This is a genomic window from Salinicola aestuarinus (genome assembly GCF_003206645.1).
Classification (GTDB): Bacteria; Pseudomonadota; Gammaproteobacteria; order Pseudomonadales; family Halomonadaceae; genus Salinicola; species Salinicola aestuarinus.
The window spans coordinates 190,302-212,636 of the sequence record NZ_PZJP01000017.1 but is presented as its reverse complement, the minus strand read 5'-3'; the positions used below and the strand labels follow the sequence as shown (position 1 = coordinate 212,636).

Sequence of the window (22,335 nt, the reverse complement as noted above, 5' to 3'; positions counted from 1 at the left end):
ACGGCACGAGATCGAACCCTGGGTCTCGATCGGTCTCGCCTCTCTACACCCGGGTATTTGCCAAATCGTGGTGTCGGGCTTTACCATGCCTGCGGCTCAGCGGGTGTAGCTCAATGGTAGAGCAGAAGCTTCCCAAGCTTAAGACGAGGGTTCGATTCCCTTCACCCGCTCCAATGACGTGTTGAGACGAGTCCAAACACGCTTGCCAAATCCCTGCTAGACCTCACCACGCCTGCCTTACCCTATCCAGACTCGTTCGAACAGAGTTAGCGATAACAACGCCCGTTCTGTACGGCCCATTGTATGGGGCAATTTCAGCCATACACGCAGCCATCACGAAGCGCGACCCTATCAAGCGCCGCGAAGGCGGGTGCTCGAGGACCTGACTTCCCAGCGAGCAGCATCCCGTTTTCTTAAGGATTATTAGCAATTGGGCGGCCTCAGACTTGATATCTGACGCCTGCGTACCAAGATTAGAAATGTGACGCAGGGGCGCCGTGGAGAACTGGACCGGCGCGTTTCACTGAGTAGTGACGAAGGACGTGACACATGAGCAGTGCAAAAACTCGCAACATCAAGGACGCCAAAACCGCCGCGGGTAGCCTCTACCCGACCCGGATCGACATTCCCGAGGATCAGCGCGCCAAGATCGTTGCGCTGATGAACGAGCGCCTGGCAGAAACGATCGATCTCTCCCTGGCCATCAAGCAGGCACACTGGAACCTCAAAGGGCTGCAGTTCATTGGCGTTCACGAAATGCTCGACGGTTTCCGCACGGCCGTCGATGCCCACGTCGACGAAATTGCTGAACGTCTGGTCCAGCTCGGCGGCACGGCTCACGGTACGGCTCAGGATGTGGTCAACGCCACCAGCCTGAAAGCCTATCCGAGCGACATCCACCAGGTTCAGGATCATTTCAAGGCGCTGGCGGATCATTACGGCGGCGTCGCCAACGCCGTGCGCAAGTCCATTAGTGAGACTGACGAGCTCGGCGATGAAGACACCTCGGATCTCCTGACGGGAGTCTCCCGAACCCTGGACAGCAACCTGTGGTTTATCGAAGCGCATCTCCAGGAGTAATGCTTGTCTAGCGTCAGGTGAGAAGTACGGCGGCGATTTTCTCGTCGCCGTTTTTTTGTGTCCGCCTTTTCATCGTCTGCCAGTTGCGCCTTCCGTGCAGACGTTGTCACCCGTGTAAGGCCAGCCGCACCCTCCCAGAGTCGAGTCTGCTGATGATCAAGACCTTGGCGCTATTCCTCGCCACTGCGGTAGCCGAAATCCTAGGCTGCTATCTCCCGTATCTCTGGCTGAAACAGGGAAAATCGGCCTGGCTGCTGGTGCCCGCGGCCGCCAGTCTTGCGTTATTCGTCTGGTTGTTGACGTTGCACCCCTCACCTGCCGGTCGCGTCTATGCCGCCTACGGGGGGGTGTACGTCGTCGTGGCTATCGTCTGGCTTTGGGTTTTCGACGGGGTGACCCCCTCTATTTGGGATCTTGTCGGGGCGTCCGTCGCACTCACCGGTATGGCGGTCATCGTGTTGGCGCCTGGCCAGTGAGCGCACCGAAGCCGTCGTATCACAAATTCACCGCGCTCTGGCCGCTAACTTCGCCTCGGGTCATCCTTCTGGGCGAGAGAGGGCGGCACCACCCCTTGGGCGTCTAGCAGGCGGTTCTGTCAGCGTGATGTCGCCAACTGAGTAGCGCATGGCGGGTATTGATCGGGATCACGCGAATATTCTTCTGCCTCTCGAGCTGCTTTAGCATAGCTGTCCAGTCATCCGCCGATTCGAGACGGGTTCGCGCAATGACTAGCTGCCGACGGTGCTCATGGCTTGCCTGAAGGATCTGCGCGTCGACCCTGTGGCTCAGGCGCTGATAGGGGGAGGGAAAAGAGAGGATCATCATTGCTCCGCGAGCCAGGTGGCAACTCTACTGTTCATGCATACAGTATGCGCGTCGTCGAGGGCGTCGCGCAATCCGTTCCGTTGCCGGGAGTTGACGCCGACCCGGCGGACGAACGAGATATCGCGTCATGTAGCGCGATGGTTCTGGCCCAGGTTCCAGGGGGGAAAGCGTGAAAGCGTCGGGAGAGGGGCGTTCGAGTTGCCGTCGCGGGTGCCGAAGCCTCAGCGCTTCGGCGGTTTATTCGGGTTCCTCGAGGCACGATGCCGTTGAACACCCTCGTAAGCGCGTTTGGCCGTCTGCTTGGCCTTCTCCCGGTTTTCCGGTTTGCGAAACCAATTGGCAATGGCGGCGCCAAGAATCTTCTTCATGATGGCTTCTCCGTGAGGTGCGATGAGCGGGCGTGTCGATGGCGGACGTAGAATAGGGATCGTGCGCGGCCGTCTCGGCGCGAGATATCGATTGCGAACATCAGTCGACACTACCGATCGGGGAGTCATCGTCCCCATTGAGCCTCTCAGCCTCCATCTCCGCTTCTTCCTCGAAGGCATGACGCGACTGGATCCAGCGATCGTCGGGCACCTCGTCGTGGCGTTCGTCCACCACGAGCCATTCCGGCGCCTGCTGAGAGGCATTGATTGTGGAGTGCCGTACAACGTATTGGCTCATGATCGCATTCCGAAGGGACTGTGAGACAAGCGTAGCCACTGACGGGGCTTTCCTCGAACTCAGTCGACGCGTCGATCGCGAGCCGACAGCCTGGCGAGCGACACCCTCATCGCAACGGGGCCCAGTGGGCCCCGAATGACACGATGGTCGACGCCAACCTGTGCGCTTTCGACTCGCGTTACTGCGCTTTCAGCGACTCTCCCGCCTGCACGCTCTGGCCTTCGGCATTGAGCTCGTCGAGTGCCTCGGCATTGGCAATCTGGGTCATTTCTCCAGTCTCGGCTTCGATCGCGTCGAGTGAGGCATTGGTCGCCTCGCTGTGACCGGTGTTGTCGCCGTCAATCATCGAGCCATCGGCGGTGATCCCTGAGCCAGCAGTCAGGGGCTCACTGGTCGCGTCGTAGGCTTCCTGCATGGCCGTACTCTGGGCGAAGGCGCTGCCCGCGAAACCCAGAAAGAGTGTCGCTACGGATGCTGCAAAGATCTGTTTTTTCATCTTGATATCCCCGTTACGCGTTAGCGTCTGAAGTTTATGTAACCGTTTAGTAAATTAGCTGAGAATCCAAATTTAAATGAGGTTTTTTTGGCGGAGCTGGATCTTTGGGCAACGAGTCAGGAGTAATGGGCATGAAAAGCCCTTTGCTGAACGATCAGACCATTGGTGAAAGCGGGCAGGGTCGCTCCATCACGCCGGGAGAGGGCATTGAAATCGTCGTGATTTGGCGCCATATAGAGTGTAATCGCGTTTTCACGCGATTCGCCGAACGTTGGAGGTCAGTGCGATGAACGCTAGAGACTATCTCGCCAAGCAGGGCATCCCGCTCGATAGGGACGAAGCCAAACCACAGTCGCTCGAAGAGAAAGCGTGGGCGCGGGCGCAGGAAGCGGCCAAACATGGCCCACGGAGTGGCACACCGCATGACTGGGAAGACTGGGAGCGGCACCACGATGCGCTTGCCGGCAATTCCGACTCCCTTGTGACCAAGAAACGGCAGCGCCACGACGACGACGCGCAAACGTCTTGAATTCAAGCGATTTTCGGCGCCTCGCACCATTCGCGTCTATGCTGTTCGGGGCTCAGGTTCAGATCGAAATCAATTCGGGGTGAGCGCGGGCCACTGACCCGCGACATCACGATGACAAGGCAGCGCAAAGGATTGTTCTTCCCGCGGTGTCAAATAAAGCAATGGAGGCTACATGGACATCATCCGCATCATTTTTGCCGTTATCCTGCCGCCGGTTGGCGTGTTCCTGCAGGTCGGCCTCGGCCTGCAGTTCTGGATCAACATTCTGCTGACGCTGCTGGGCTACATCCCCGGTATCATCCACGCGATCTGGATTATCGCACGGCGCTGAGCCGATGCAGATGAATGAACGGCTTCCCTCGGGAAGCCGTTTTTCATTCGGCGGCTCCAAGCGTCAGGGCAAGATACTCCCGCGTCGGCGGGGGCATCGACTCGGCGCGTCGTCAGGACGACTGGCGACCGCCGCCCCGCGCGGCACGACCGTGATAGCGATAGTGCAGATACTCGTCCTTCCGGGGACCGCAGATGCGCCAGTGAAGATCGAACCCGCCGTCTCCTAGCAGAATCCGAGCGCTGTAAGCATCGGCTGCGCACTGGTGGACGGCCTCGCTGGTCAATCGGTATTCGCCGTCGGCAACCAGGTCAAAAAGTACGACCGCGGCGTCGGCGCCTCGACGCTCGTGAGAGAGCGTGATGCGATGCTGCCCGATCCGCCAGCGGTAGACGTTGCGCATCGCGACGGGGCGAGACTGCCCCGCGAGCAAGAAGCTGCCCGTTTCGACGAAGTGGATTTCGTCTTCTTGGCGTGATGCGGTGACGGCCCCATGGCCGTCACCCATCCACCCGGTTTTCGAACACTGGCCGGGTGTGGCCGAAAATTCGAAGGCCTCGATGCTGGTCAGCGTCTCGCTTAGACGTATAATGGCAGTCAACTTCTATAATCCTGGTATGTTAACAGCGTATGGTTTATCTCACCGGCGTGACGTTGCTTTGGGCGTTCTCCTACAGCCTGATCGGAGTCTATCTTTCCGGGCAGGTCGACAGCTACTTTGCAGTACTGATGCGTATCGCCTTGGCAGGACTGGTCTTCTTACCGTTGCTTCGACCGCGCTCGATTTCGTGGCGGGCTCGTCTCGGACTGATGGGAATTGGTGCGATCCAGCTCGGCATCATGTATCTCTTTTTCTATCAGTCTTTTCTGTTGCTGAGCGTGCCGGAGGTGCTGCTATTCACGATCTTCACGCCGGTCTACATCACGCTGATCGACGACAGCATTGCCAGACGGTTCTCGCCGCGCTACCTGGGCGTGGCTGTGCTCGCCGTGACCGGAGCGGCGGTGATCCGCTACGACGGCATCACCGCTGACTTCTGGCTCGGTTTTCTGGTCGTTCAAGGTGCCAACATCGCCTTCGCTTTCGGCCAGGTGGGCTATCGCCATCTCTCCACGCGTCTGCCTGGCGACATCGCGCATCGCCATCTCTTCGGCTGGTTCTATCTCGGCGCCCTCTGCGTGGCGCTGCCGGCGTTCTGGCTGCTGGGCGACGCCACCCAGTTACCGACCCAGGCGATACAGTGGGTCGTTCTGGCCTGGCTCGGTATCGTGGCATCGGGGCTCGGTTACTTTCTCTGGAACACGGGGGCTTGCCGCGTTGACGCCGGCACGCTCGCCGTCATGAACAATGTGCTCATCCCGGCCGGTCTGCTGGTCAATCTGGTGATCTGGAATCGAGATGCCGATCTGGTGCGCCTGGCGCTGGGGGCAATGATTCTCGGCGCCTCGCTCTGGCTCAACGCGCGCTGGGCGCGTCGCCGGAAGACAACCCACCTCGAGCCGATAGATGCCGGGGCGTCAGCGGCATCATCAACGGCCACCCGTTCTTGACGACAAACAGACGGGCACTGGCTCCGTCCGGCAGGGTCAGGCGGCAGTGCAGCGGTGAGCCATGGTCCGCGAAGTGTGTCGCCAATTGTTTCTCGAACGTGTCGAACTTGAGTCGAGGCTCGGACTGGATCGCAAGCCAGTGGGGTTTTTCCAGGATCGCGATCTGCACGGTCGCCGGCAGAGCAGCGGCCAGCTCTGGCCAGTCGCTCTGGTGACACCATAGCCCCTGCATCACCGTCTCATCGCTCCCCTCGGGCAGGGGTAATCGACGGTTCCACGGATGATAGAGGCAGCCTGGCATGATGATGTGCTGACGTAGTGAAGGAGCAGGACGGGGGGGCACGGGCGAGCTGAATGCTTGGCCGAGCGTTGCCAGATGGGCGCGTGCGGGATCCGAGTGACCCATGGGTAGCTGATGGTGCAGCAGCCGGTGTGTCTTGATCGCCAGCGAATCGAAACTGCCGATACCGATCCACCGTCCGCGATCACGCCGATCACCGGGCCCGTGATCCAGGCCCAGAAAGAACTTGATCGCAAGCTCCGCGTGGTGAATCGCCGGCGGTGCCGATGCCGTGTGACTGAGGCGGGGCGCGAAGAGCAGGTCGAGCTCGCCGCGTGTCTGCGAGCCTTCTCTCAGCACAACGTTGTGAGCGAGCAGACGCGTCCGAGGGGCGTGGCTCAGGATCCACTGCCATAGCGCTTCGTGGTAGAGCCCGAGTCGAGCGCTTCCCCGCGCGCCGAGCCGCGCTTGAAACGCACTCTCCATGACCTCCTGCGCGACCAGCCAGGCCCGTCGTACCCCGTCATCGGCCAGCCCCAGTGTCTCGAGTGTCGGCTTGCCGGCGACGCCGTTATCGAGCGCCGGCGCCGAGCACATCAGCGTGGCCGGCACGGTCATGTCGGGGGCGTGGAGCAGCCACGCGATGTCACGAACCCAGGGACGATGGAGCGCCTCGAGGTCCTGATTCAGGGCGTCGGACTCTTGCCGGAACAGGCCGAGCGGCGCGGGCAGCTCGCCGGCACGGGCGGCGTCAGCCGGGGAGGCGATAGAAGCGGAACTCCTGCGTCTGCGTGGTCATTGGCAGTTCGGAGAACCAGCCTGGAGAGATACTGCGATCGTGGAAGAAGAGAGCCCCCCGAGTGTGGTCCGGCAGGGTGCCGTTTAGCGCCTGACGCGCGACATCCAGCGCGAGGGCGTACTCGTCGAGTTCCGATGCGTCGTCCGGTCGGCCGTCGCACCACCACGAGAACTGGCAATGACCGCTTTCCGACCCCTGTTGAACCACGTCGCAGAGCGTCGAGGGGAAGAGCGTATTGCTCAGACGGTTCATGATGACGTTCGCCACCGCCTCCATCTCTTCCCGGTTGGTGCCCTTGGCTTCCCAGTAGACCGAGCGAGCCAGGCACGAGATGGCGTCCTCGAGCGGCGCGGCGCCGTTCGGGTCGACGGCGAGCACGCCCGTCAGCGTCAGCCGGGCATCGGCTTTGGCGGGCGTGACCTCCTCGGCGTCAGCGACACGCTGCTCCAGCGCGTTCGCTTTCTCCAGCGCGATCTCAGCGGCGTCGTCGGCGTGGGCGCTCGGTAGCGATACGGTCACCAGTAGCGCCGTCAGCAGCGAGTGGGCCCAGCGCTTTCGCGGGCGACGGATCGGCGAGGTTCTGCGCGCAACGACCATTCAGGCATCTGCGCCCAGTGTCTGGATCACGTCGAACCCTTCGAACCTGGGCGGCCCGAGATAGAGCCCCTCGCGACGGCTCTGTCCCGCGTTGGCGTGGGCGGCGCGAAACGCCTCCGAATGCGTCCAGGCCTCGAAATCCTCGCGTGAGCGCCAGATCGTGTGCGAGGCATAGAGAACGTGATCCTCCTCCTCCGGGCCGCGCAGCATGTGGAACTCCACGAAGCCCGGCAGGCCCTGCAGGTGGCTCTCGCGCTCAAGCCAGATGGCTTCGAACTCGTCGGTGCGATCTGGGGTGACTCGAAACCGATTCATTGCGATGAACATCTCAAGGCTCCTGAAGGGTGGCACTGCCACCGCGCGCCTACGTCAGTGAAGCTGGTGACGGCGTGACATTCGAGCCGCTAACGCGGTCGGCGTGACGCTATCGGCAGCCGGCAAAGCCTTTAACGTAGCACGCTGCAGCGAATCGATCTCCCGACTCGCCTAAAGGGGGAGTGACCGACAGCGATCGGATCGGCTGCGACGCGCTAGTCGCGGGCGATCGAGGGCCAGTCGTATTGACGTATACCCGGCGCGATGGGCTAATTCGCCCAAACTGATATTGCGAACGGCTTCCATGGACATCCCGCATCAACGACTGGTCTATTTTCGTGTGACGATCGAATCGGGCTCTCTGCGCAAGGCGGCGGCAAGACTGGATATCGCCCCGTCGGCGGTCAGCCGGCAGATCGCTCTGCTGGAGAGCGCCTTTGGCGCGAGTCTTCTCGAGCGCACGTCGCGCGGGATCCGGCCGACCCCGACCGGCGAGATGGTGCTCGAGTACTGCCACCGCCGAGGCGCTCTGGACGATGACTTCATCGCGCGTCTGGAAGCGCACCAGCGTCTGGAGACGGGCACGATCTCGCTGGTGGTGGGCGAGGGCTTCATCAATGACCTGATCGACGCGCCGCTCAAGGCGTTTGCCGAACGCTACCGGGGCATCCGCCTGGATATCGAGCAGGCCGGCACCGATGAGATCATCGACTCCGTCGTCGAGGATCGCGCGCATATCGGCCTCATGTTCCATGAGCGGGTGCATCCTCAGGTCCGGTTCTGGGCCTCCAGCGGCCAGCCGTTGATGGCGGTTCTGCCGGTCGGGCATGAGCTTGCGGCATCCTCTACGCCGCTCACTCTCACCGCTATCAGCGAGACGCCGATGGCGCTGTGGAAGGTGGGGCATGGCGTGAGGCGACTCGTCGACGACGCTTTCGAGCAGATCGGCCTGCACCCCCAGATCGCCGTGGAGACCAACTCGATGGCGGTACTCCGGCGGGCCGTGGTCGCCGGGATGGGCATGACGCTACTTCCGCAATTCGCCGTCGCCCAGGAGGTGGCGGCGGGCAGCGTGGTGGCCCGCCCGGTGGTCTGTGAGTCGTTTCAGAACTCCCAGGCGCACATGATCACCCGGGTCGGACGGCGCCAGCCACAGGCGAGTCTCAAGCTTCTGCGTCATCTGAGCGGCTGGATGCAGGCTTTCCGCCATGCCGCTAAATGAGTCCGCCTTCGCCGTGCGGTTGGACAGCGGATTCACCGCTGCTCGAAGCGCAGCAGTGGACCGATGGCCCCCGGGGGAATGTCCGCCTGATGCTCGCTGAGGCGCACGTAGGGAATCTCATGGGTCTTCCAGTGAGCGACGGCGGCGTCCAGGTCCCGGCAGGTTAGGGTCAACGCCACGGCGCGGGGTGGCTCCGCCTCGACACCCTCTAGCACCGGGAACCGTGCTGCCAGCGTGTCGGCATTCAGCAGGTGGCAGTCGCCCTTGAGGGTATGCACCGTCCAGCCATCGCCGTCCCGACGCACCGCACGGTCGCCGTGAATCTTTCGAAAGTGGTTCGCGTCGTAGCCGGGGTCGTCGCTGACGTACCAGATATCGGCGATCGAGGTCGCCGTATTGGCGTGAGATTCCTGGGTGGGATCGATGCGAAACAGCGCCGGGCGCAGCTGCTGGCAGAGGAACTGGGTCAGGAAGGGACGTTCGGCGTCATGGAAGATATCCAGCGCCACGCTGACCTCTTCTTCACCCTGGTCCGGCCGGCGGGCGAGCCGCCGAAAGACGATCGGCCGGTTCTCGGCGAAGCCGCGAGCCGCGGCCAGTGCGTGATCGCGCTGGATGCTGTCGCTATCGAGCGCCACCAGGGCAATGCCGTCGCCGAGGCGGCTCAATCGCCCCTCGATCAAACGGCCGAACTGGAAGCCGTTATCGTCCTGATAGTCGAGACATTCGGGGCGGGCGATGCCGGTCAGCTCGATGAAGTTGTTGCTGAACAGCAGCAGGTGGTTGTCAGTGCCCCACGGGTGCCGATGGCGTGGGGTAACGCTGAATCCCAGCGCGCGGGCCATGTCGGTCGCGCGCTGGAGATCGTTGACGGCCAGCAGAGGATGATCGATGCCGAAGCTCATGAGAGGTCACGCCGGTGTCTTCATCCTCTGTAGTGTATGCGCAAATGCGTCGAGCGTCAGAGTCGGGCCGGCCGCTGACGTCCGCGCTCACCTCGGCGCTTCATTGCCTGGGGCAGAAGCGGTGCACCGAGGCGACCGACGAGGTCGGCGGTCAGGCCTTCCCGTCGCCGTAGCCCATGGCGACACTGGCCTCCGGCGCGGTCTCGACCCAGACGCTCTGGGCGACGGTGTACTCGCGTAAGCCGTCGAGGCCACTGGAGCGGCCGAACCCGCTGTCGCGAAAGCCGCCGAAGGGCGACATCACGTTGATCGCCTTGTAGCTGTTGATCCAGACGGTACCGGCACGCAGCTGGCCGGCGACACGGTGGGCCCGTGCCGGGTCCTGTGTCCACACGGCGCCGGCGAGCCCGAAGCGGGTCGCGTTGGCGAGGCGAATGGCATCGGCCTCGTCATCGAACGGCAGGGCGACCACTACCGGACCGAACACCTCCTCGCAGGCAATCTCCATCGAGGCGTCGACATCGGCAATGACCGTGGGCGCGAGATAGTAGCCGTCGGCGTCCGCCGGCAGGTTGTCCGGCCGCTTGCCACCGGTGACGATGCGTGCGCCAGCGTCGCGGGCGCGCTGGATCATCTGGGTGACCCGCTCGAACTGCTGCGCATTCTGCAGCGGGCCCATCTGTGTCGTCTCTTCACCGGGCAGACCGACGGCGATCTGGCTGGCGGCGCGGCCGACACGTTCGACCACGGCGTCGAACAGATCGCGCTGAATCAGCAGGCGAGAACCGGCGACACAGCTCTGGCCGGCGGCAGCAAAAATCGCTGCCTGAGCACCGGCGACGGCGTCATCGAGCTTGGCATCGCCGAAGACGATGTTGGCGGATTTGCCGCCGAGTTCCAGCACACTCGGAACCAGGCGTCGGGCACCGGCCTCGGCGATCAGCCGGCCGCTCTCCGGCGAACCGACGAAGACCAGCTTGCTGATGCCGTCGTGCCCGGTCAGCGCCGCGCCGGTGGTCGGCCCCAGGCCGTTGACGATGTTGATCAAGCCCTTCGGCAGGCCGCCGCCCTCGAGCAGGCGGGCGATCACCACCGATGAAAACGGCGTCAGCTCCGAGGGCTTGAGGACAACACCGTTCCCCGCGGCAATCGCCGGTGCCAGCTGCCAGGCACAGGTGAACATCGGTGCGTTCCAGGGCGTGATCTGGCCGACGACGCCGAAGGGCACGTGTCGAACGTAGTTCAGGTGCGACGTGGGGACCGGGATGACGTCGCCGTGCTGCTTGTCGCACCAGCCGGCGTAGTACTCGAACATCTCGCGTACCTTGCCGACTTCGCCGCGACAGTCGCGAATCGGTTTGCCGGCGACCACGCTCTCGAGCTGTGCGAGCGCTTCCTCGTGGCCCTCCAGTCGACGGACGGCGGCGTTCATGCGCCGTCCCCGCTCGCTGGCGGTCAACGCCATCCACTCGGTCTGGGCTTGGGTGGCGGCCTCGACGGCGCGCTCCACCCGCTCGGCGCCGGCATCGCGGTAGCTCACCAGCGCCTCGCCAGTGGCGGGGTTGGTCAGCTCGATGGCGTCACCCTGGCCCGCCATCAGCTCGCCGCCAATCCAGTTGGAACACGGCGTGTCGCCCGTTTCCAGCGACAGGCCGAACTGGGTGAGAAGACGCTGCAGACTCTGCTGTGCCTGAGTGCTCAATGCGTTCATGCGGAAGTCTCCTCGTCGTTGGCGCGGGAAAGCGCGAAATCGATGTTGGCCTGCGCCAGAATCGACGATGTGATGTGGTTGAAGTCATCGGCATCCGCCGGCTTTTCGCGATCGGCGTGCCAGTCGCTGACGACCTGCTCCAGCAGACCGAGATTCAGCCCCAGCCCCTCGGCGGCATCGCGTGCCAGACGAAGATCCTTGCGCATCAGGCCGCTGGTGAAGCCCGAGTCGAATCGGCCCGACAGGATCCACTCCGGGAAGTTGACCTCGCTGATGGCGCTGCGGCCTGAGCCACTATTCAATCCGGAGAGACAGGCCGCGGGATCGACCCCCGCCTTGGCGGCGAGTGTGACGGCTTCGGCCGTCGCGATCAGGTTGGTGGCGCAGAGATAGTTGTTGGCCAGCTTGACCACATGGCCGCTGCCGGGCCCGCCGACGTGGGTGCGTTTGGCGGAAAGCGCTTCCAGCATCGGCGCGGCACGCGCCAACGTGGCGACCTCGCCACCGAGAAGCATCCCGAGCTTGCCCAGCGCCGCGCCCTTGGGACCACCGCTGACCGGGGCGTCCAGCCACTCGAGGCCGGCATCGATCACCTTCGCGGCGAGCTCGCGGCTCACCGTCGGGTCGCTGGTGGACGTGTCGACGATGATGCTGCCCCTGGGGGCGGAGTCGAGCAGTCCCGGTGAGCGCTCGATCACCTCGCGCACGTGGTCGGCGGTCGGCAGCGAGAGCAGGTAGATGTCGGCCGCGGGGAGTGCGTCCGGGGCAGCGGTCGTCACTCCCTGCTCGGTGAGACGGGTGCGAGCGACCTCGAAGACGTCGCTGCCGACGACCTCGAAACCGGCGCGGTCGAGGGTGACGGCCATGTTACCGCCCATCTGACCCAGACCGATGACGATGATTTTCATATCACTCTCCTGATGCATCATGGCTATAGAGACGTCGATGAAGCCGGGCTTCAGGCACTCAGCAGCTGGCGCGTCAGTGCCTGCCAGTACGCAACGCCGAAAGGCGCGATGGCATCGTTGAAGTCATAAGCGGGGTTGTGAAGCGCCGCGCTGTCGCCATTGCCCAGCCAGACATAGGCGCCGGGGCACTGCTCGAGCATGAAGGCGAAATCCTCCGAGCCCATGCTCGGCGCGAGATCGCGATGCACCCGGTCGATGGCCGGCAGGGCTTCGAGCACTTCGGCGCAGCGAGCGGCGTGAACCGGGCTGTTGATCGTCGCCGGGTAGCGTGTCTGATAGTCGAACTCGGCTTTCAGCCCGTGGAAGCCGGCGGTGGCGTCGATCGCATCGCGAAAGCGCTGCTCAAGCCTTGCCTTGAGGTCGGCATCGAAGGTGCGCACCGTCCCGCGCAGCTCCACCGTCTCCGGCAGCACGTTGTAGGCATCGCCCGCGTGGAACTGGGTGACGCTGAGGACCGCGGACTCATGCGGGGGCGTCTCTCGGCTGACGAGTCCCTGAAGCTGGTTGACCAGCTGGCAGGCGGCCAGCACCACGTCAGTGCCCAGGTGTGGCATGGCGGCATGGCAGCCGCGCCCGGTCAATCTGAGGGTGAAGACATCGAAGGAGGCCATCACCGCGCCGTCGTGAACGGCGGCTTCACCGACGGCGAGTCCCGGCCAGTTGTGCAGGCCGTAGACTGCCTCCATGGGAAACCGCTCGAATAGGCCCTCTTCGACCATCACCCGGCCGCCGCCTTCACTCTCTTCGGCAGGCTGGAAGATGAGGTGGACGGTGCCGGCGAAGTCGGGATCACGGGCCAGTGCGCAGGCCGCACCCAGCAGCATGGTGGTGTGGCCGTCGTGGCCACAGGCGTGCATCCGGCCCGGGGTCGTCGAGCGGTAGTCGACGTCATTGAGTTCGTCGATCGGCAGGGCGTCGATGTCGGCGCGCAGGCCGATGCTCCGGCCCGCGCCATGCCGTCCGTTGATGGTCGCGACCACGCCGGTGCCGCCGCCGAGGCCCGCGACGTAGTCAATGTCGTGCTCATCCAGGATCTCGACGATACGCGCACTGGTGCGGTGCTCCTCGAAGGCGATCTCTGGGTGGCGGTGAAAGTCGCGGCGCCAATCGGTGAGGGTGGTCGGGTCGGGGTAGACGGACGATGTTGTCACGGTGCCTCCTGATTTGAGCCCCCTCTGGCGACAGTGGCGCGCGGGAGGGGAACGCACCGGCGTGGGCCGGTGCGCAGTCATTGAAGCTTGATGTCGGGTTCGGCGTTACAGCAGCAGCTGGGCCACGGCGGCGGAGCCGATGTAGGTGCCGGTGAAGACCAGTAGGGAGACCACGATGAGCTTCCAGCCGGTCTGCCGGAACATGGTGAATTCGCGCTGACTCAGGGCCAGGCCGGCATAGGCGAGCACGGGCGTCACGATCGCCAGGAAATTGACCGCCGCCAGCTGCTCGACCATCCACTCGCTACCGGGGAAGAAGGGGAGCGTCATCACGATGCTGATCAGCGATACCCAGGCGACACCCGGTAGATAGAACGGGGCGACTCGCGTGACCACCAGACCGAGCAGGGTCATGACGTAGAGGATCAGCATCCCCGGCAGGGCATCGATCAGTGAGGCGCCATTGATCGTGTTGACGATCCAGCCCACGGCGCAGGCGGCAGCCAATACGGCGGCGGTCTTGCCGAGGTTCGTCTCGGGTCGCTCCTCGGCGGTCAGCTCGGCCTCCTCGTGGGTCGCCGTCTCCTCGCTTGCCGTGCTTTTCGGCCCCGCGCTGTCGGGCTTCGCACGGCCGCTCAGCCGACGGTAAAGCCACTCGGCGACGGGCAGTGCGATGAACAGCGAGACGTACAGGCCGGTGGCATAGGTCAGCAAGTTGCTCGCACCGGAGAAGGCCAGCAGGTCGTCGGCCAGATCCGGTACCGCACCGGCGAGCGCCCCTGAGCAGGCAGCGACCATGCTGCCGCTGCCCACGCCGCAGGCCATGGCCAGTGCGCGCGGGTCGAACCAGCCAAGAGAGGCGAGATAGCCTGCCATCAGGGCAAACCAGAGGGTGCCGAACATGGTGCCGACGACATAGACACCCATGACGCCGACGCCCTCCGGCCCCTTGAGACCGTACTTGTCGGAGATGATCGCGATGTTGGGTTCCCGTGCGATCGAGTACGTGGCGCCGATCGCTTCACGTCCCATCTTGAGGACGACCACCGCGACGGGCAGGGCGATCAACATGGTGCCGAGGTTACCCAGCTCCTGGAGGACCAGGGCCGGGCCCGCGCTGATGATCTGATCGATGGCCGGGCCGATCGTCGAACCGAAGCGGGCGATGAAGGGCATGATCGAGATCAGAATGAGCGGGGTGGCCGCCTGGCTGATGCGTTCCGGCAGGAAGCGTTGGGTGCCGGCGAACAGGTGCGGATTGAGGAGTACACCGAGAATGAAGGCATAGAACAGCGGCAGTAGCAGCAGCGTGCCGGGGCCGAGAGGGATCTTGAGAATGCCGATCGCTTCGCTGATGAGCGAGACGACGACCACTAGCAGGTGCAGACGCCAGTCGAGCAGATGAGAGAGTTTCATCGGACAGGACCTCTTTATTGTTGGTGGAGAGGTAATCTGACGAGTATCGGGAGAGAGTGCGGTCGAATAAAAGGCGGCGGGTGTTCTATTAATTGGAGCGCTGACAGGCACCGCGCAACTGAGAAGCAAACGGGGTGGGCCTTTAGGCCCACCCCGATGCTGTCCTGCCTGGCTTTGTCGAAATGCCTAGTCGTCGTCTTCCGGCAGGGCGTAGACCACCAGTTGATCCCCGACCTGTTCCTTGAGGATGGTGTTACCACCGGAAACGAATGCCACGTACTGGCGGCCCTCGTACTCGAAGACCGACGGGTTCGCCACGACGGGTGCCATGGTCTGGTCGGACCATAGCTCTTCGCCACTCTCCAGCGAGAAGGCACGTACCTTGGCATCCATCGAGGCGCCGATGAAGACCACGCCGCCGGCGGTTACCGCGGCGCCACCGATGGTCGGTGAACCCCAGCGTTCCGGCATGAAGAAGCCGTACTGCTGGGAGGCGCCGACCGGCCTGCGCCACTTGATGTCACCGGTGTGCATGTCGATCGCGACGAGTTCACCGAACGGCGGCTCCCAGCACGGCATGCCGAGCCAGTTGCTCGCGACTTCCAGACGCATGCCGTAGGGCGCACCCTCCTGGGGAGCGAAACCGCTCTCGTTGCCGGAGCCACTGTTGGCTTCTTCATAGTCTTCGCGGTTGTAGAGCTTGAGCGTCTGGACGATGTGGGACACGTTGACGATCGCCGTCTGGCTTTCGGGATCGAACGCCACGCCCCCCCACTGCACGCCACCGGCGCTGTCGGGAAACGTCAGTGTGCCTTCCCCTTGAGTCGTCGGCGGGGTGTACATGCCTTCGTACCAGAGGTCATCCCACAGCGCCGAGCACTGCCCACCGCCAACGATGTCAGCCAGCGCCCAGATTTCGGGCTTCTCGGCCTGGTCGAGCAGGGGCGCCGGCTTGGTCGGGAACGGCTGGGTCGGCGCGTAGTACTCGCCCTCGACGCTGCCGTCGCCCCCTGGGACCGCACGCTCTTCGATCGGCCAGACGTCTTCGCCGTTCAGCCGATTGACCACGAACAGAAAGCCCATCTTCGTCGCCTGGACCAGGGCCGGTACTTCCTCGCCGTCGACGGTGATGTCCATCAGCGTGGGAGCGGCGTTGATGTCGTAATCCCAGATGTCGTGGTGAACCCATTGACGTGACCAGACCACCTCACCGGTCTCGACGTCGAGGGCAGTGGTGGACGTCCCCAGCGGCACTTCTTCCTTGCGATTGCCACCCCAGTAGTTGGGCGACGGCGACGAGACCGGCAGGTAGATCAGGCCGTTCTCTTCGTCGGCCGACATGTGCGTCCAGACGTTGGCCGTACCGCTCCGCTCGCGAATCCCCTCCGGAATGGCCTCGAAGGTCCACTCGCGTTCACCGGTGCGAGCATTGATGGAGAAGACGGTTCCCGGCGGCGCTTCCTCATAGGCCCAGTCCTTGCCGGCCCAGCCGAAGATCACGTGATCGCCCACGATGGTCGGGGGCTGAAGTAGCGACAGCGGATACTTGGCGTTGATGGTGTTCCAAGCATCGACATTGAGTACGCCATTGTCGGCGAACGACGGGCACAGCTCACCGCTGTCGGCGTCGAGTGCGAAGAGCTGGGCGTCCATGGTGCCCATGTAGACGATCTTCTGGCACGACTCGCCTTCGACGGGGTCGTCGGCTTCCCAGTAGGCGACACCGCGGTTCTTGAGCACCGGCTGGGTCAGCGCTTCCTTGGTGGACTGGGTGTCGAAGCTCCACTTTTCTTCGCCGGTCGCCGGGTTGTAGGCAATCAGCCGGTAGAAAGGCGTACCGATATAGAGCGTGTCGTTGGCGAAAACCGGTGTCGAGGACCACACGGTCGCCGGTAGATCACCGGAGCCGTCTGCCAGGTCGCCGGTGTGCGCTTCCCAGACCTTTTCCAGTTCGTCAACGTTATCGACATTGATCTGGTCGAGCGGGCTGTATTTCTGCGCGTTGAGCTGACCATGGAAACTGGTCCAGTCGGTGCTGTTCGGTACCAGTGGAATCGGCGTTTCGCGGCGGCTGGCGATCGATGCCTCGTCGGGCGTCGAGTCATTGGTGCTCGCCGCGTCGTCAGCCGCGGCATCGCTCTGAGCGTCGGTTGTCATGTCTTGCTCGGCGCCCATCGATTCGGTCTGCTGGGCGGCATCGCCGGCGGGTTCTTCCTGGGCGAAGACCATCCCGGGGGTCAGGCAGAGCGCGAGCGCGGCGGCGGTGCCGAGGCGCTGCGCGCCGGGAGTCGGTATCGGCATGATGAGTTCCTTATGAGTGCGCAGGGCGATGCGAGGGGGTCGGACGATTCATGTCGATGATGAGTCCGATCAAGCCGACGACCATGGCGACGGTGATCCACCACTGGTGAAGCAGCAGGGCGGCGAAACCGGTACCCGCCAGCCCGAGAAGAATCACAACGCGGCAGACGACCCGCCCGCCGCGGCCTTTCGCGGCAACGAGTAATAGGGCCAGCAGGGCCAGCAGCAGGCAGGCCAGCGTGACGACGAGCGCCCCCAGCGATCCGTTGACGCCCGTCAGGGGCGTTAAATAGGCGTAGAGCGCGATGGCGAAGCCGACGAGCGAAGCGACGAACAAGACGATCGCTCCCAAACGGCTCGATTGGGTTTTCATGGCCTTGTGATCTCCTTGAAAGAAAGCGGTTCTGAGGCGTTGTGTAGCGGCAGCCGATGCCCAGCGCCGACAGCGTAGCCAACGCCATCGATGACGGGCGGCCGGAAGTCGGCACGCCGCGAACGGACTCTGCTGCTCATAAAAAAGCGTAGGTGACTATCATCATTTCGCCTAACCGCTACCGCACTGAATCCCTGTCGCCGCCGGTTTGCCGCGTCCGGGTGCAGCGCCCATAATCAGCCGTTGTCACGCGGCCAGAGAGTCTTTGCATGGATGCCTTCAATACCGTTGGCCTGATCGGCCGGCTGGGAAGTGATAAAGCGGTGGAGACGCTCACGCGCGTGGTGAGGTTTCTTGAACAGCGCGGCCTGGCGGTGGTCATCGAGGATCGCACCGCCGCTCTGATGGGCGAGCACGGTTATCTCGAGGCCAAGCGCAAGGAGCTCGGCACGCTCTGTGATCTGGTGGTGGTGGTCGGCGGCGATGGCAGCTTGCTGGGAGCGGCCCGCACGCTCTGCCACAGTGCCACGCCGGTGCTCGGCATCAACCGGGGGCGGCTCGGTTTTCTCACCGATATCGCACCTGACGAAGTGGAGCAGAAGGTGGGCGAAGTGCTTGATGGCGAGTACGACTCCGAGCGGCGCTTTCTGCTCGACGCTGAACTCTATCGCGGGGATCGTTTGATCGGCTCGGGCACCGGGCTCAACGACGTGGTGGTGCACCCCGGCAAGGCCGCGCGAATGATCGAGTTCGAGCTCTTCATCGATGACCGGTTCGTCTACTCGCAGCGATCCGACGGTCTGATCATGTCGACGCCGACCGGCTCCACCGCCTACGCACTCTCCGGCGGGGGCCCCATCGTTCATCCGGGGCTGGAGGCGATCACCCTGGTGCCGATCTTCCCCCACACGCTCTCGAGCCGACCCATCGTCATCGACGCGGCCAGCGAGATTCGCGTACAGATCGGCGACATCAATCAGGCTTACCCTCACGTGAGCTGCGACGGCCAGACTCGAGTGGTCTGCAAGCCCGGCGACGTGCTCATCGTTCGCCGCAAGGCGCAGCGGCTGACACTGATCCACCCGCGCGGGCACAGCTTCTTCGAGGCCTGTCGTTCCAAGCTCGGCTGGAGCAGCAGGCTAGGGGACTGACATGACCATATGCGGGGGGCTCGACGGGTACGACCTCATCGGTGATGTCCACGGCTGTGGCCGCACGCTGGCCGCGCTCCTTGGCAGGCTCGGCTACGTGGAGCATGAGGGTATCTACCGTCATCCCCGGCGAAAGGTCATCTTCCTAGGCGATCTCATCGATCGCGGACCGAGCATTCGGCTGGCGGTATCGATTGCCCGCCGGATGGTCGAGGCCGGTGAAGCGCACATCGTCATGGGTAACCATGAGTACAACGCCATCGCCAACGCCGAGCGACCCGCGGGGTCGCCACCCAGCCGTATCATGCGGCGCACTCACGAGCAGTTTCGCGATCATCCCCGAGAGTGGGCAGCGGTCCTGGACTGGTTCCGACAACTACCGCTGTGTCTGGAGCGGGATGGGCTCCGCGTCGTTCACGCCTGCTGGGACGAGGCGCTGATCGACGCCTTTCTGGCGCGCTGCCCCGACGGCCGAATCGACCGGGCATTCCTGATTGAGGCTCGCGAGCGGGGGAGCTTTGCTCATCGCGTGCTCGACGTGCTTACTCGAGGCGTTCAACTGCCACTGCCCGATGGCATGAGCGTCCGCTCGGCAAACGGCGTGACCCGCAGGGCCTTCAGGACCCATTTCTGGTGTCGCAATCCTCGCACCTACGGCGACGTCGTCTTTCAGCCCGACGCGCTGCCGGGCACGCTGGAGGGCCGACTGCTCGGTGCGCAAGAGCGCAAGCGTCTGGTCTGGTATCCCGAGAGCGCGCCTCCGCTGTTTGTCGGCCACTACTGGTGTCGCGGTGTGCCGGCGCTGGTTCGCGCCAATATTGCCTGCCTGGATTACAGCGCCATCGATGCGGGGCGACTGGTCGCCTATCGCTGGTCAGGAGAAACCGAACTCACAGCCGACCGGTTCGTCTGGGCCCGTGTCGACGCGCGAATGATTGCCACCGGTGGCGCTTAGCCGGCCTGACAGACGCGAAAGAAGAGGGTGGCTAACTGCCTGATTTCCGGGATCCTTGAGATTTGCCCAGCAAAAAGCCCGATTTTTTTGCCGCGTGACGGAACTCTGCAAGCGTCGCACCCTCTGAGTAAGTGTTCCCTTGAAAGACCCTTGCTCTTATCCGGCGGCCCCCCCGCCGGATTTTCTTTTCTGACGTCCGGTCCCTGTCCTGGTTCGTCATCGGCCGCCCGGCCGCTGCTGATACTCGGTGCCGTTCGCGCTCGTTGTCAGCGGCGCTTCCCAATCGTATGCGTTTGCCTGCGTCCTGTCGGTTGCCTCCACGGCTTGCCATGGGGGCCGCGGGGTGAAAGCCTCTCGGGTGCGGCCGGCGCGACGTCGTGGGCCGCTCATGTAGAATGTTCGCCCCAGCCGGGGCGGTGATCGCATTGCCGCCCAGCCGTTATCGGGTCAATGGATCGTCATGACTATGTACAAGCTTATTGGCGTGCCGAGCGATATCGACACGCACCTCCTGCGCCAGGCGCTCTGGGCACACCGTATCGGGCATCGCGTCACACAGCAGGACGATCAGCAGATCGTGTGGCTGGCGGATCCCGGTCAGCGCGACGCGGCGGCCAGGCTGATCGAACTGTGGCATCGGGGCGAGCTTGAGAGCAGCGCACCCGCCAAGCCGGCGCGAGGGAAGAGCGTGACCGGTCACGCCTTCGCCCAGGCACCCCTGACCGCATCGCTGATCGTTCTCTGCGCGCTGATCTTCTTTGCCATGGGCACTTTCGACCATGCCATCGTTCGGGCGCTCAGTATCGTGCCGCTGGAAGTGGTGGGGGACCGGGTCATGGCGGGTGATCTCGGGCATACCTTCGCCAGTGGCCAGCTGTGGCGGTTGGTGACACCGGCCCTGCTCCACTTTGGCTGGATGCACATCGTCTTCAATATGCTGTGGCTATGGTATTTCGGCCGCCAGATCGAGGCGATTCAGGGTTGGCGCTGGCTGGCGCCGATCGTGCTGGTTGCCGCCGTCGGCTCCAATCTCGCGCAGTACGCGACCGGTACGGTGCTCTTCGGCGGCATGTCCGGCGTCGACTATGCCCTGCTGGGCTACGTCTGGCTGCTGTCGCGGCTGCGGCCCGGTAGCGGCTATTTCGTGCCGCAGATGCTGGTGGTCTTCATGCTGATCTGGATGGTCTTCACGATGACGGACATGGCGGGCGCGGTCGGCTTCGGCAACGTTGCCAACGAGGCGCATCTGGGCGGCCTGCTGGTGGGGCTGGTGGTCGGCGGCATTGCCAGTCGATTCGTCGGCGGCCGCCGGACCTGACGTCTCGCCCCAAGCGCCGTTAGCCAAGGCGTGAGAGACGAGGGCGGCCCGTGCGCGCCCGGCCGGCAACGATCGCCGGGCGATCGAGCGTCGTGGCGTCCAGGTCGACGACTGTCGGTCAACCACATCAGCGCGCTGGGATGAGATCGCAAAGCTGAGATCGCAAAACTGAGATCGTAGCGATGGGATCGCAGAGATAGGATCGTAGAGAGGGGCGTCTGATCGCCCGCCCAAGAGGAGAGTGGTAATGAACGACAAGAGTTTCGATCAGATGGTCGCGCAGATGACCGCCGAAATGTACGCGAGTTTCAAGCAGGCGATCCAGCTGCGCAAATGGCCGGATGGGCGCCGGCTGAGTGCCGAGCAGACCGAGCTCTGCCTGGAAGCGGTGATCAAGTATGAAGTGATCCACGACGTGCCGGCCGCGGATCGGGTGGGATATCTCGAGCGGAACGAGTGCGCCTCCGGCGACGCGTCGTCCGCGGATGAAGCTGCCATCAAATGGATCAATTGAGCCACCCATGGCGGATCTGATCTCGTCTGACAGCGCCGCGGCGATCGGTGGCTCGCTGCGCAAGCTGGATATTCGGTTACCGGATGCCGGGGTGGCGGACTACCGCCTGCAGGCGGGTGATACGACACTGGCACTCAACGATCGGCTCGGCGAGCGGCTGCGCCTTCGCTACGTCGGCGAGATCCACTGCATCCACTGCGGGCGCAAGACGCGCAAGAGCTTTGCTCAGGGCCACTGCTACCCGTGCTTCAGTACGCTGGCGCAGTGTGATCTTTGCATCGTGCGCCCGGAGACCTGCCACTATTTCCAGGGCACCTGCCGAGATCCCGAGTGGGGCGAACGGCACTGCTTTCGCCCGCACATCGTCTATCTGGCCAACGCCTCGGGTCTCAAGGTCGGCATCACCCGGGGCACCAATACGCCGGGGCGCTGGCTCGATCAGGGCGCGATACAGGCACTGCCGATTTTCGAGGTGGCGACGCGCCAGCAGTCCGGTCTGGTGGAGACGCTGTTCAAGTCGCACGTCTCCGACCGCACCAACTGGCGGGCGATGCTCAAGCACGCCGTGACGCCGCTGGACCTGCAGGCCGAGCGCGACCGCCTCGTCAGTGCCGTCGGCGATGAGCTGGAAGTGCTGCAGGCACGCTTCGGCGCCGAGGCGATACAGCCACTGGCGGCACCTGCGGTGTCGATCGATTATCCCTCGCTCGGCTGGCCGAGCAAGATCGTCTCGTTCAATTTCGACAAGACGCCGTTCGTCGAAGGCACGCTGATGGCGCTCAAGGGCCAGTATCTGATCCTCGATACGGGGGTGATCAATCTTCGCAAGTTCGCCGGGTATCGGGTCGAGGTCGACGCGGCCTAGCGCCTTCTTATCCCTT

The 22,335-nt window shown here is 63.7% G+C and carries 26 protein-coding genes and 1 tRNA gene; 12 read left to right on the top strand and 15 right to left on the bottom strand.

The features are described from left to right. The first annotated feature begins 99 nt into the window (after positions 1-99). From DOM41_RS16330 to DOM41_RS16320, 3 genes are all read left to right on the top strand, one after another. Positions 100-173 (top strand) — tRNA-Gly (locus tag DOM41_RS16330). A gap of 376 nt (positions 174-549) precedes the next feature. After that, positions 550-1,080, top strand: coding sequence for a DNA starvation/stationary phase protection protein Dps (gene dps, locus DOM41_RS16325; RefSeq protein ID WP_110687911.1), 531 nt, complete (start codon positions 550-552; stop codon positions 1,078-1,080). A 152-nt stretch (positions 1,081-1,232) separates the two neighbouring features. Continuing rightward, positions 1,233-1,556, top strand: a complete 324-nt coding sequence (locus tag DOM41_RS16320; RefSeq protein ID WP_110687910.1) for a YnfA family protein — start codon at positions 1,233-1,235, stop codon at positions 1,554-1,556. Positions 1,557-1,659: 103 nt separating this feature from the next. Here the strand turns inward: DOM41_RS16320 and DOM41_RS17980 are convergent, their stop codons facing one another. The 4 genes from DOM41_RS17980 to DOM41_RS16305 all read right to left on the bottom strand — a co-directional run bounded on the left by DOM41_RS17980 (position 1,660) and on the right by DOM41_RS16305 (position 3,067). Then, on the bottom strand, positions 1,660-1,902 hold the full coding sequence (locus DOM41_RS17980; protein ID WP_157956967.1) for a DUF1654 domain-containing protein: 243 nt from the start codon (positions 1,900-1,902) through the stop codon (positions 1,660-1,662). A 224-nt stretch (positions 1,903-2,126) separates the two neighbouring features. Beyond that, a complete protein-coding gene (locus tag DOM41_RS17645) occupies positions 2,127-2,273 on the bottom strand; it encodes a hypothetical protein (protein WP_188112423.1) in 147 nt (48 codons plus the stop codon). Between the two features lie 100 nt (positions 2,274-2,373). Beyond that, complete coding sequence (locus DOM41_RS16310) at positions 2,374-2,571, bottom strand: hypothetical protein (RefSeq protein ID WP_110687908.1); 198 nt, start codon at positions 2,569-2,571, stop codon at positions 2,374-2,376. Positions 2,572-2,749: 178 nt separating this feature from the next. Then, positions 2,750-3,067, bottom strand: coding sequence for a hypothetical protein (locus DOM41_RS16305; RefSeq protein WP_110687907.1), 318 nt, complete (start codon positions 3,065-3,067; stop codon positions 2,750-2,752). A gap of 286 nt (positions 3,068-3,353) precedes the next feature. On the opposite strand from DOM41_RS16305, the gene DOM41_RS16300 reads away from it, so the two are divergent. Both DOM41_RS16300 and DOM41_RS16295 read left to right on the top strand, forming a co-directional pair. Beyond that, positions 3,354-3,596, top strand: a complete 243-nt coding sequence (locus tag DOM41_RS16300) for a hypothetical protein (RefSeq protein ID WP_110687906.1) — start codon at positions 3,354-3,356, stop codon at positions 3,594-3,596. 172 nt (positions 3,597-3,768) lie between these two features. Beyond that, positions 3,769-3,927: a YqaE/Pmp3 family membrane protein gene (locus DOM41_RS16295; RefSeq protein ID WP_110687905.1), complete on the top strand. Its 159-nt coding sequence runs from the start codon at positions 3,769-3,771 to the stop codon at positions 3,925-3,927. A gap of 112 nt (positions 3,928-4,039) precedes the next feature. On the opposite strand, the gene DOM41_RS16290 is transcribed toward DOM41_RS16295, so the two are convergent. After that, on the bottom strand, positions 4,040-4,528 hold the full coding sequence (locus DOM41_RS16290) for a DUF6314 family protein (protein WP_110687904.1): 489 nt from the start codon (positions 4,526-4,528) through the stop codon (positions 4,040-4,042). Positions 4,529-4,557: 29 nt separating this feature from the next. Between DOM41_RS16290 and DOM41_RS16285 the strand changes: the two genes are divergently transcribed. After that, positions 4,558-5,478, top strand: a complete 921-nt coding sequence (locus DOM41_RS16285) for a DMT family transporter (RefSeq protein ID WP_245391885.1) — start codon at positions 4,558-4,560, stop codon at positions 5,476-5,478. On the opposite strand, the gene DOM41_RS16280 is transcribed toward DOM41_RS16285, so the two are convergent. From DOM41_RS16280 to hmuQ, 3 genes are all read right to left on the bottom strand, one after another. Beyond that, positions 5,384-6,403, bottom strand: a complete 1,020-nt coding sequence (locus tag DOM41_RS16280) for a DUF1853 family protein (RefSeq protein ID WP_280951238.1) — start codon at positions 6,401-6,403, stop codon at positions 5,384-5,386. The two genes, DOM41_RS16285 and DOM41_RS16280, sit on opposite strands and share 95 nt — an antisense overlap. Before the next feature lie 106 nt (positions 6,404-6,509). After that, complete coding sequence (locus DOM41_RS16275; RefSeq protein WP_110687902.1) at positions 6,510-7,154, bottom strand: cell wall hydrolase; 645 nt, start codon at positions 7,152-7,154, stop codon at positions 6,510-6,512. Further along, the gene (gene hmuQ, locus DOM41_RS16270; RefSeq protein ID WP_110687901.1) at positions 7,155-7,481 is read right to left on the bottom strand and encodes a heme-degrading protein HmuQ; all 327 of its coding nucleotides are present in this window, start codon (positions 7,479-7,481) and stop codon (positions 7,155-7,157) included. 292 nt (positions 7,482-7,773) lie between these two features. Here hmuQ and DOM41_RS16265 point away from each other — a divergent pair, with 292 nt between their 5' ends. Beyond that, complete coding sequence (locus DOM41_RS16265) at positions 7,774-8,691, top strand: LysR family transcriptional regulator (protein ID WP_110687900.1); 918 nt, start codon at positions 7,774-7,776, stop codon at positions 8,689-8,691. A gap of 32 nt (positions 8,692-8,723) precedes the next feature. Here DOM41_RS16265 and DOM41_RS16260 read toward each other — a convergent pair whose 3' ends face one another. The 7 genes from DOM41_RS16260 to DOM41_RS16230 all read right to left on the bottom strand — a co-directional run bounded on the left by DOM41_RS16260 (position 8,724) and on the right by DOM41_RS16230 (position 17,516). Next, complete coding sequence (locus tag DOM41_RS16260) at positions 8,724-9,596, bottom strand: VOC family protein (RefSeq protein WP_110687899.1); 873 nt, start codon at positions 9,594-9,596, stop codon at positions 8,724-8,726. 151 nt (positions 9,597-9,747) lie between these two features. Continuing rightward, positions 9,748-11,307: an aldehyde dehydrogenase family protein gene (locus DOM41_RS16255; RefSeq protein WP_110687898.1), complete on the bottom strand. Its 1,560-nt coding sequence runs from the start codon at positions 11,305-11,307 to the stop codon at positions 9,748-9,750. Continuing rightward, positions 11,304-12,233 (bottom strand): NAD(P)-dependent oxidoreductase, encoded by a 930-nt coding sequence (locus tag DOM41_RS16250; RefSeq protein ID WP_280951237.1) that lies wholly within the window; start codon positions 12,231-12,233, stop codon positions 11,304-11,306. Before DOM41_RS16250 ends, DOM41_RS16255 begins: the two co-directional genes overlap by 4 nt. 32 nt (positions 12,234-12,265) lie before the next feature. Then, positions 12,266-13,426 carry a M20 aminoacylase family protein gene (locus DOM41_RS16245; RefSeq protein WP_245391883.1) on the bottom strand — a complete coding sequence of 387 codons (1,161 nt, stop codon included), beginning with the start codon at positions 13,424-13,426 and terminating at the stop codon, positions 12,266-12,268. A 105-nt stretch (positions 13,427-13,531) separates the two neighbouring features. Continuing rightward, the gene (locus DOM41_RS16240) at positions 13,532-14,842 is read right to left on the bottom strand and encodes a DUF3100 domain-containing protein (protein ID WP_110687895.1); all 1,311 of its coding nucleotides are present in this window, start codon (positions 14,840-14,842) and stop codon (positions 13,532-13,534) included. Positions 14,843-15,028: 186 nt separating this feature from the next. Continuing rightward, positions 15,029-17,143, bottom strand: coding sequence for a pyrroloquinoline quinone-dependent dehydrogenase (locus DOM41_RS16235; RefSeq protein WP_245391882.1), 2,115 nt, complete (start codon positions 17,141-17,143; stop codon positions 15,029-15,031). Between the two features lie 10 nt (positions 17,144-17,153). Further along, complete coding sequence (locus tag DOM41_RS16230) at positions 17,154-17,516, bottom strand: hypothetical protein (RefSeq protein ID WP_110687894.1); 363 nt, start codon at positions 17,514-17,516, stop codon at positions 17,154-17,156. 269 nt (positions 17,517-17,785) lie between these two features. On the opposite strand from DOM41_RS16230, the gene DOM41_RS16225 reads away from it, so the two are divergent. From DOM41_RS16225 to DOM41_RS16205, 5 genes are all read left to right on the top strand, one after another. Continuing rightward, positions 17,786-18,667 carry an NAD(+) kinase gene (locus DOM41_RS16225; protein ID WP_110687893.1) on the top strand — a complete coding sequence of 294 codons (882 nt, stop codon included), beginning with the start codon at positions 17,786-17,788 and terminating at the stop codon, positions 18,665-18,667. Position 18,668: 1 nt separating this feature from the next. Beyond that, entirely contained in the window at positions 18,669-19,622 is a 954-nt protein-coding gene (locus DOM41_RS16220; RefSeq protein WP_110687892.1) for a metallophosphoesterase, read from the top strand. 460 nt (positions 19,623-20,082) lie between these two features. Then, a complete protein-coding gene (locus DOM41_RS16215; RefSeq protein ID WP_425353273.1) occupies positions 20,083-20,940 on the top strand; it encodes a rhomboid family intramembrane serine protease in 858 nt (285 codons plus the stop codon). A 247-nt stretch (positions 20,941-21,187) separates the two neighbouring features. Then, positions 21,188-21,454: a YeaC family protein gene (locus DOM41_RS16210; RefSeq protein ID WP_110687890.1), complete on the top strand. Its 267-nt coding sequence runs from the start codon at positions 21,188-21,190 to the stop codon at positions 21,452-21,454. A gap of 7 nt (positions 21,455-21,461) precedes the next feature. Then, positions 21,462-22,319: a DUF2797 domain-containing protein gene (locus tag DOM41_RS16205; RefSeq protein WP_110687889.1), complete on the top strand. Its 858-nt coding sequence runs from the start codon at positions 21,462-21,464 to the stop codon at positions 22,317-22,319. Positions 22,320-22,335: the final 16 nt, after the last annotated feature.

Bases quoted from the DNA above. Each gene is read 5' to 3' on its own strand.
- dps (WP_110687911.1), top strand. From the start codon at position 550: ATGAGCAGTGCAAAAACTCGCAACATCAAGGACGCCAAAACCGCCGCG.
- DOM41_RS16320 (WP_110687910.1), top strand. From the start codon at position 1,233: ATGATCAAGACCTTGGCGCTATTCCTCGCCACTGCGGTAGCCGAAATC.
- DOM41_RS17980 (WP_157956967.1), bottom strand. From the start codon at position 1,902: ATGATCCTCTCTTTTCCCTCCCCCTATCAGCGCCTGAGCCACAGGGTC.
- DOM41_RS17645 (WP_188112423.1), bottom strand. From the start codon at position 2,273: ATGAAGAAGATTCTTGGCGCCGCCATTGCCAATTGGTTTCGCAAACCG.
- DOM41_RS16310 (WP_110687908.1), bottom strand. From the start codon at position 2,571: ATGAGCCAATACGTTGTACGGCACTCCACAATCAATGCCTCTCAGCAG.
- DOM41_RS16305 (WP_110687907.1), bottom strand. From the start codon at position 3,067: ATGAAAAAACAGATCTTTGCAGCATCCGTAGCGACACTCTTTCTGGGT.
- DOM41_RS16300 (WP_110687906.1), top strand. From the start codon at position 3,354: ATGAACGCTAGAGACTATCTCGCCAAGCAGGGCATCCCGCTCGATAGG.
- DOM41_RS16295 (WP_110687905.1), top strand. From the start codon at position 3,769: ATGGACATCATCCGCATCATTTTTGCCGTTATCCTGCCGCCGGTTGGC.
- DOM41_RS16285 (WP_245391885.1), top strand. From the start codon at position 4,558: ATGGTTTATCTCACCGGCGTGACGTTGCTTTGGGCGTTCTCCTACAGC.
- DOM41_RS16275 (WP_110687902.1), bottom strand. From the start codon at position 7,154: ATGGTCGTTGCGCGCAGAACCTCGCCGATCCGTCGCCCGCGAAAGCGC.
- hmuQ (WP_110687901.1), bottom strand. From the start codon at position 7,481: ATGTTCATCGCAATGAATCGGTTTCGAGTCACCCCAGATCGCACCGAC.
- DOM41_RS16265 (WP_110687900.1), top strand. From the start codon at position 7,774: ATGGACATCCCGCATCAACGACTGGTCTATTTTCGTGTGACGATCGAA.
- DOM41_RS16260 (WP_110687899.1), bottom strand. From the start codon at position 9,596: ATGAGCTTCGGCATCGATCATCCTCTGCTGGCCGTCAACGATCTCCAG.
- DOM41_RS16255 (WP_110687898.1), bottom strand. From the start codon at position 11,307: ATGAACGCATTGAGCACTCAGGCACAGCAGAGTCTGCAGCGTCTTCTC.
- DOM41_RS16250 (WP_280951237.1), bottom strand. From the start codon at position 12,233: ATGCATCAGGAGAGTGATATGAAAATCATCGTCATCGGTCTGGGTCAG.
- DOM41_RS16240 (WP_110687895.1), bottom strand. From the start codon at position 14,842: ATGAAACTCTCTCATCTGCTCGACTGGCGTCTGCACCTGCTAGTGGTC.
- DOM41_RS16235 (WP_245391882.1), bottom strand. From the start codon at position 17,143: ATGCCGATACCGACTCCCGGCGCGCAGCGCCTCGGCACCGCCGCCGCG.
- DOM41_RS16230 (WP_110687894.1), bottom strand. From the start codon at position 17,516: ATGAAAACCCAATCGAGCCGTTTGGGAGCGATCGTCTTGTTCGTCGCT.
- DOM41_RS16225 (WP_110687893.1), top strand. From the start codon at position 17,786: ATGGATGCCTTCAATACCGTTGGCCTGATCGGCCGGCTGGGAAGTGAT.
- DOM41_RS16220 (WP_110687892.1), top strand. From the start codon at position 18,669: ATGACCATATGCGGGGGGCTCGACGGGTACGACCTCATCGGTGATGTC.
- DOM41_RS16215 (WP_425353273.1), top strand. From the start codon at position 20,083: ATGACTATGTACAAGCTTATTGGCGTGCCGAGCGATATCGACACGCAC.
- DOM41_RS16210 (WP_110687890.1), top strand. From the start codon at position 21,188: ATGAACGACAAGAGTTTCGATCAGATGGTCGCGCAGATGACCGCCGAA.
- DOM41_RS16205 (WP_110687889.1), top strand. From the start codon at position 21,462: ATGGCGGATCTGATCTCGTCTGACAGCGCCGCGGCGATCGGTGGCTCG.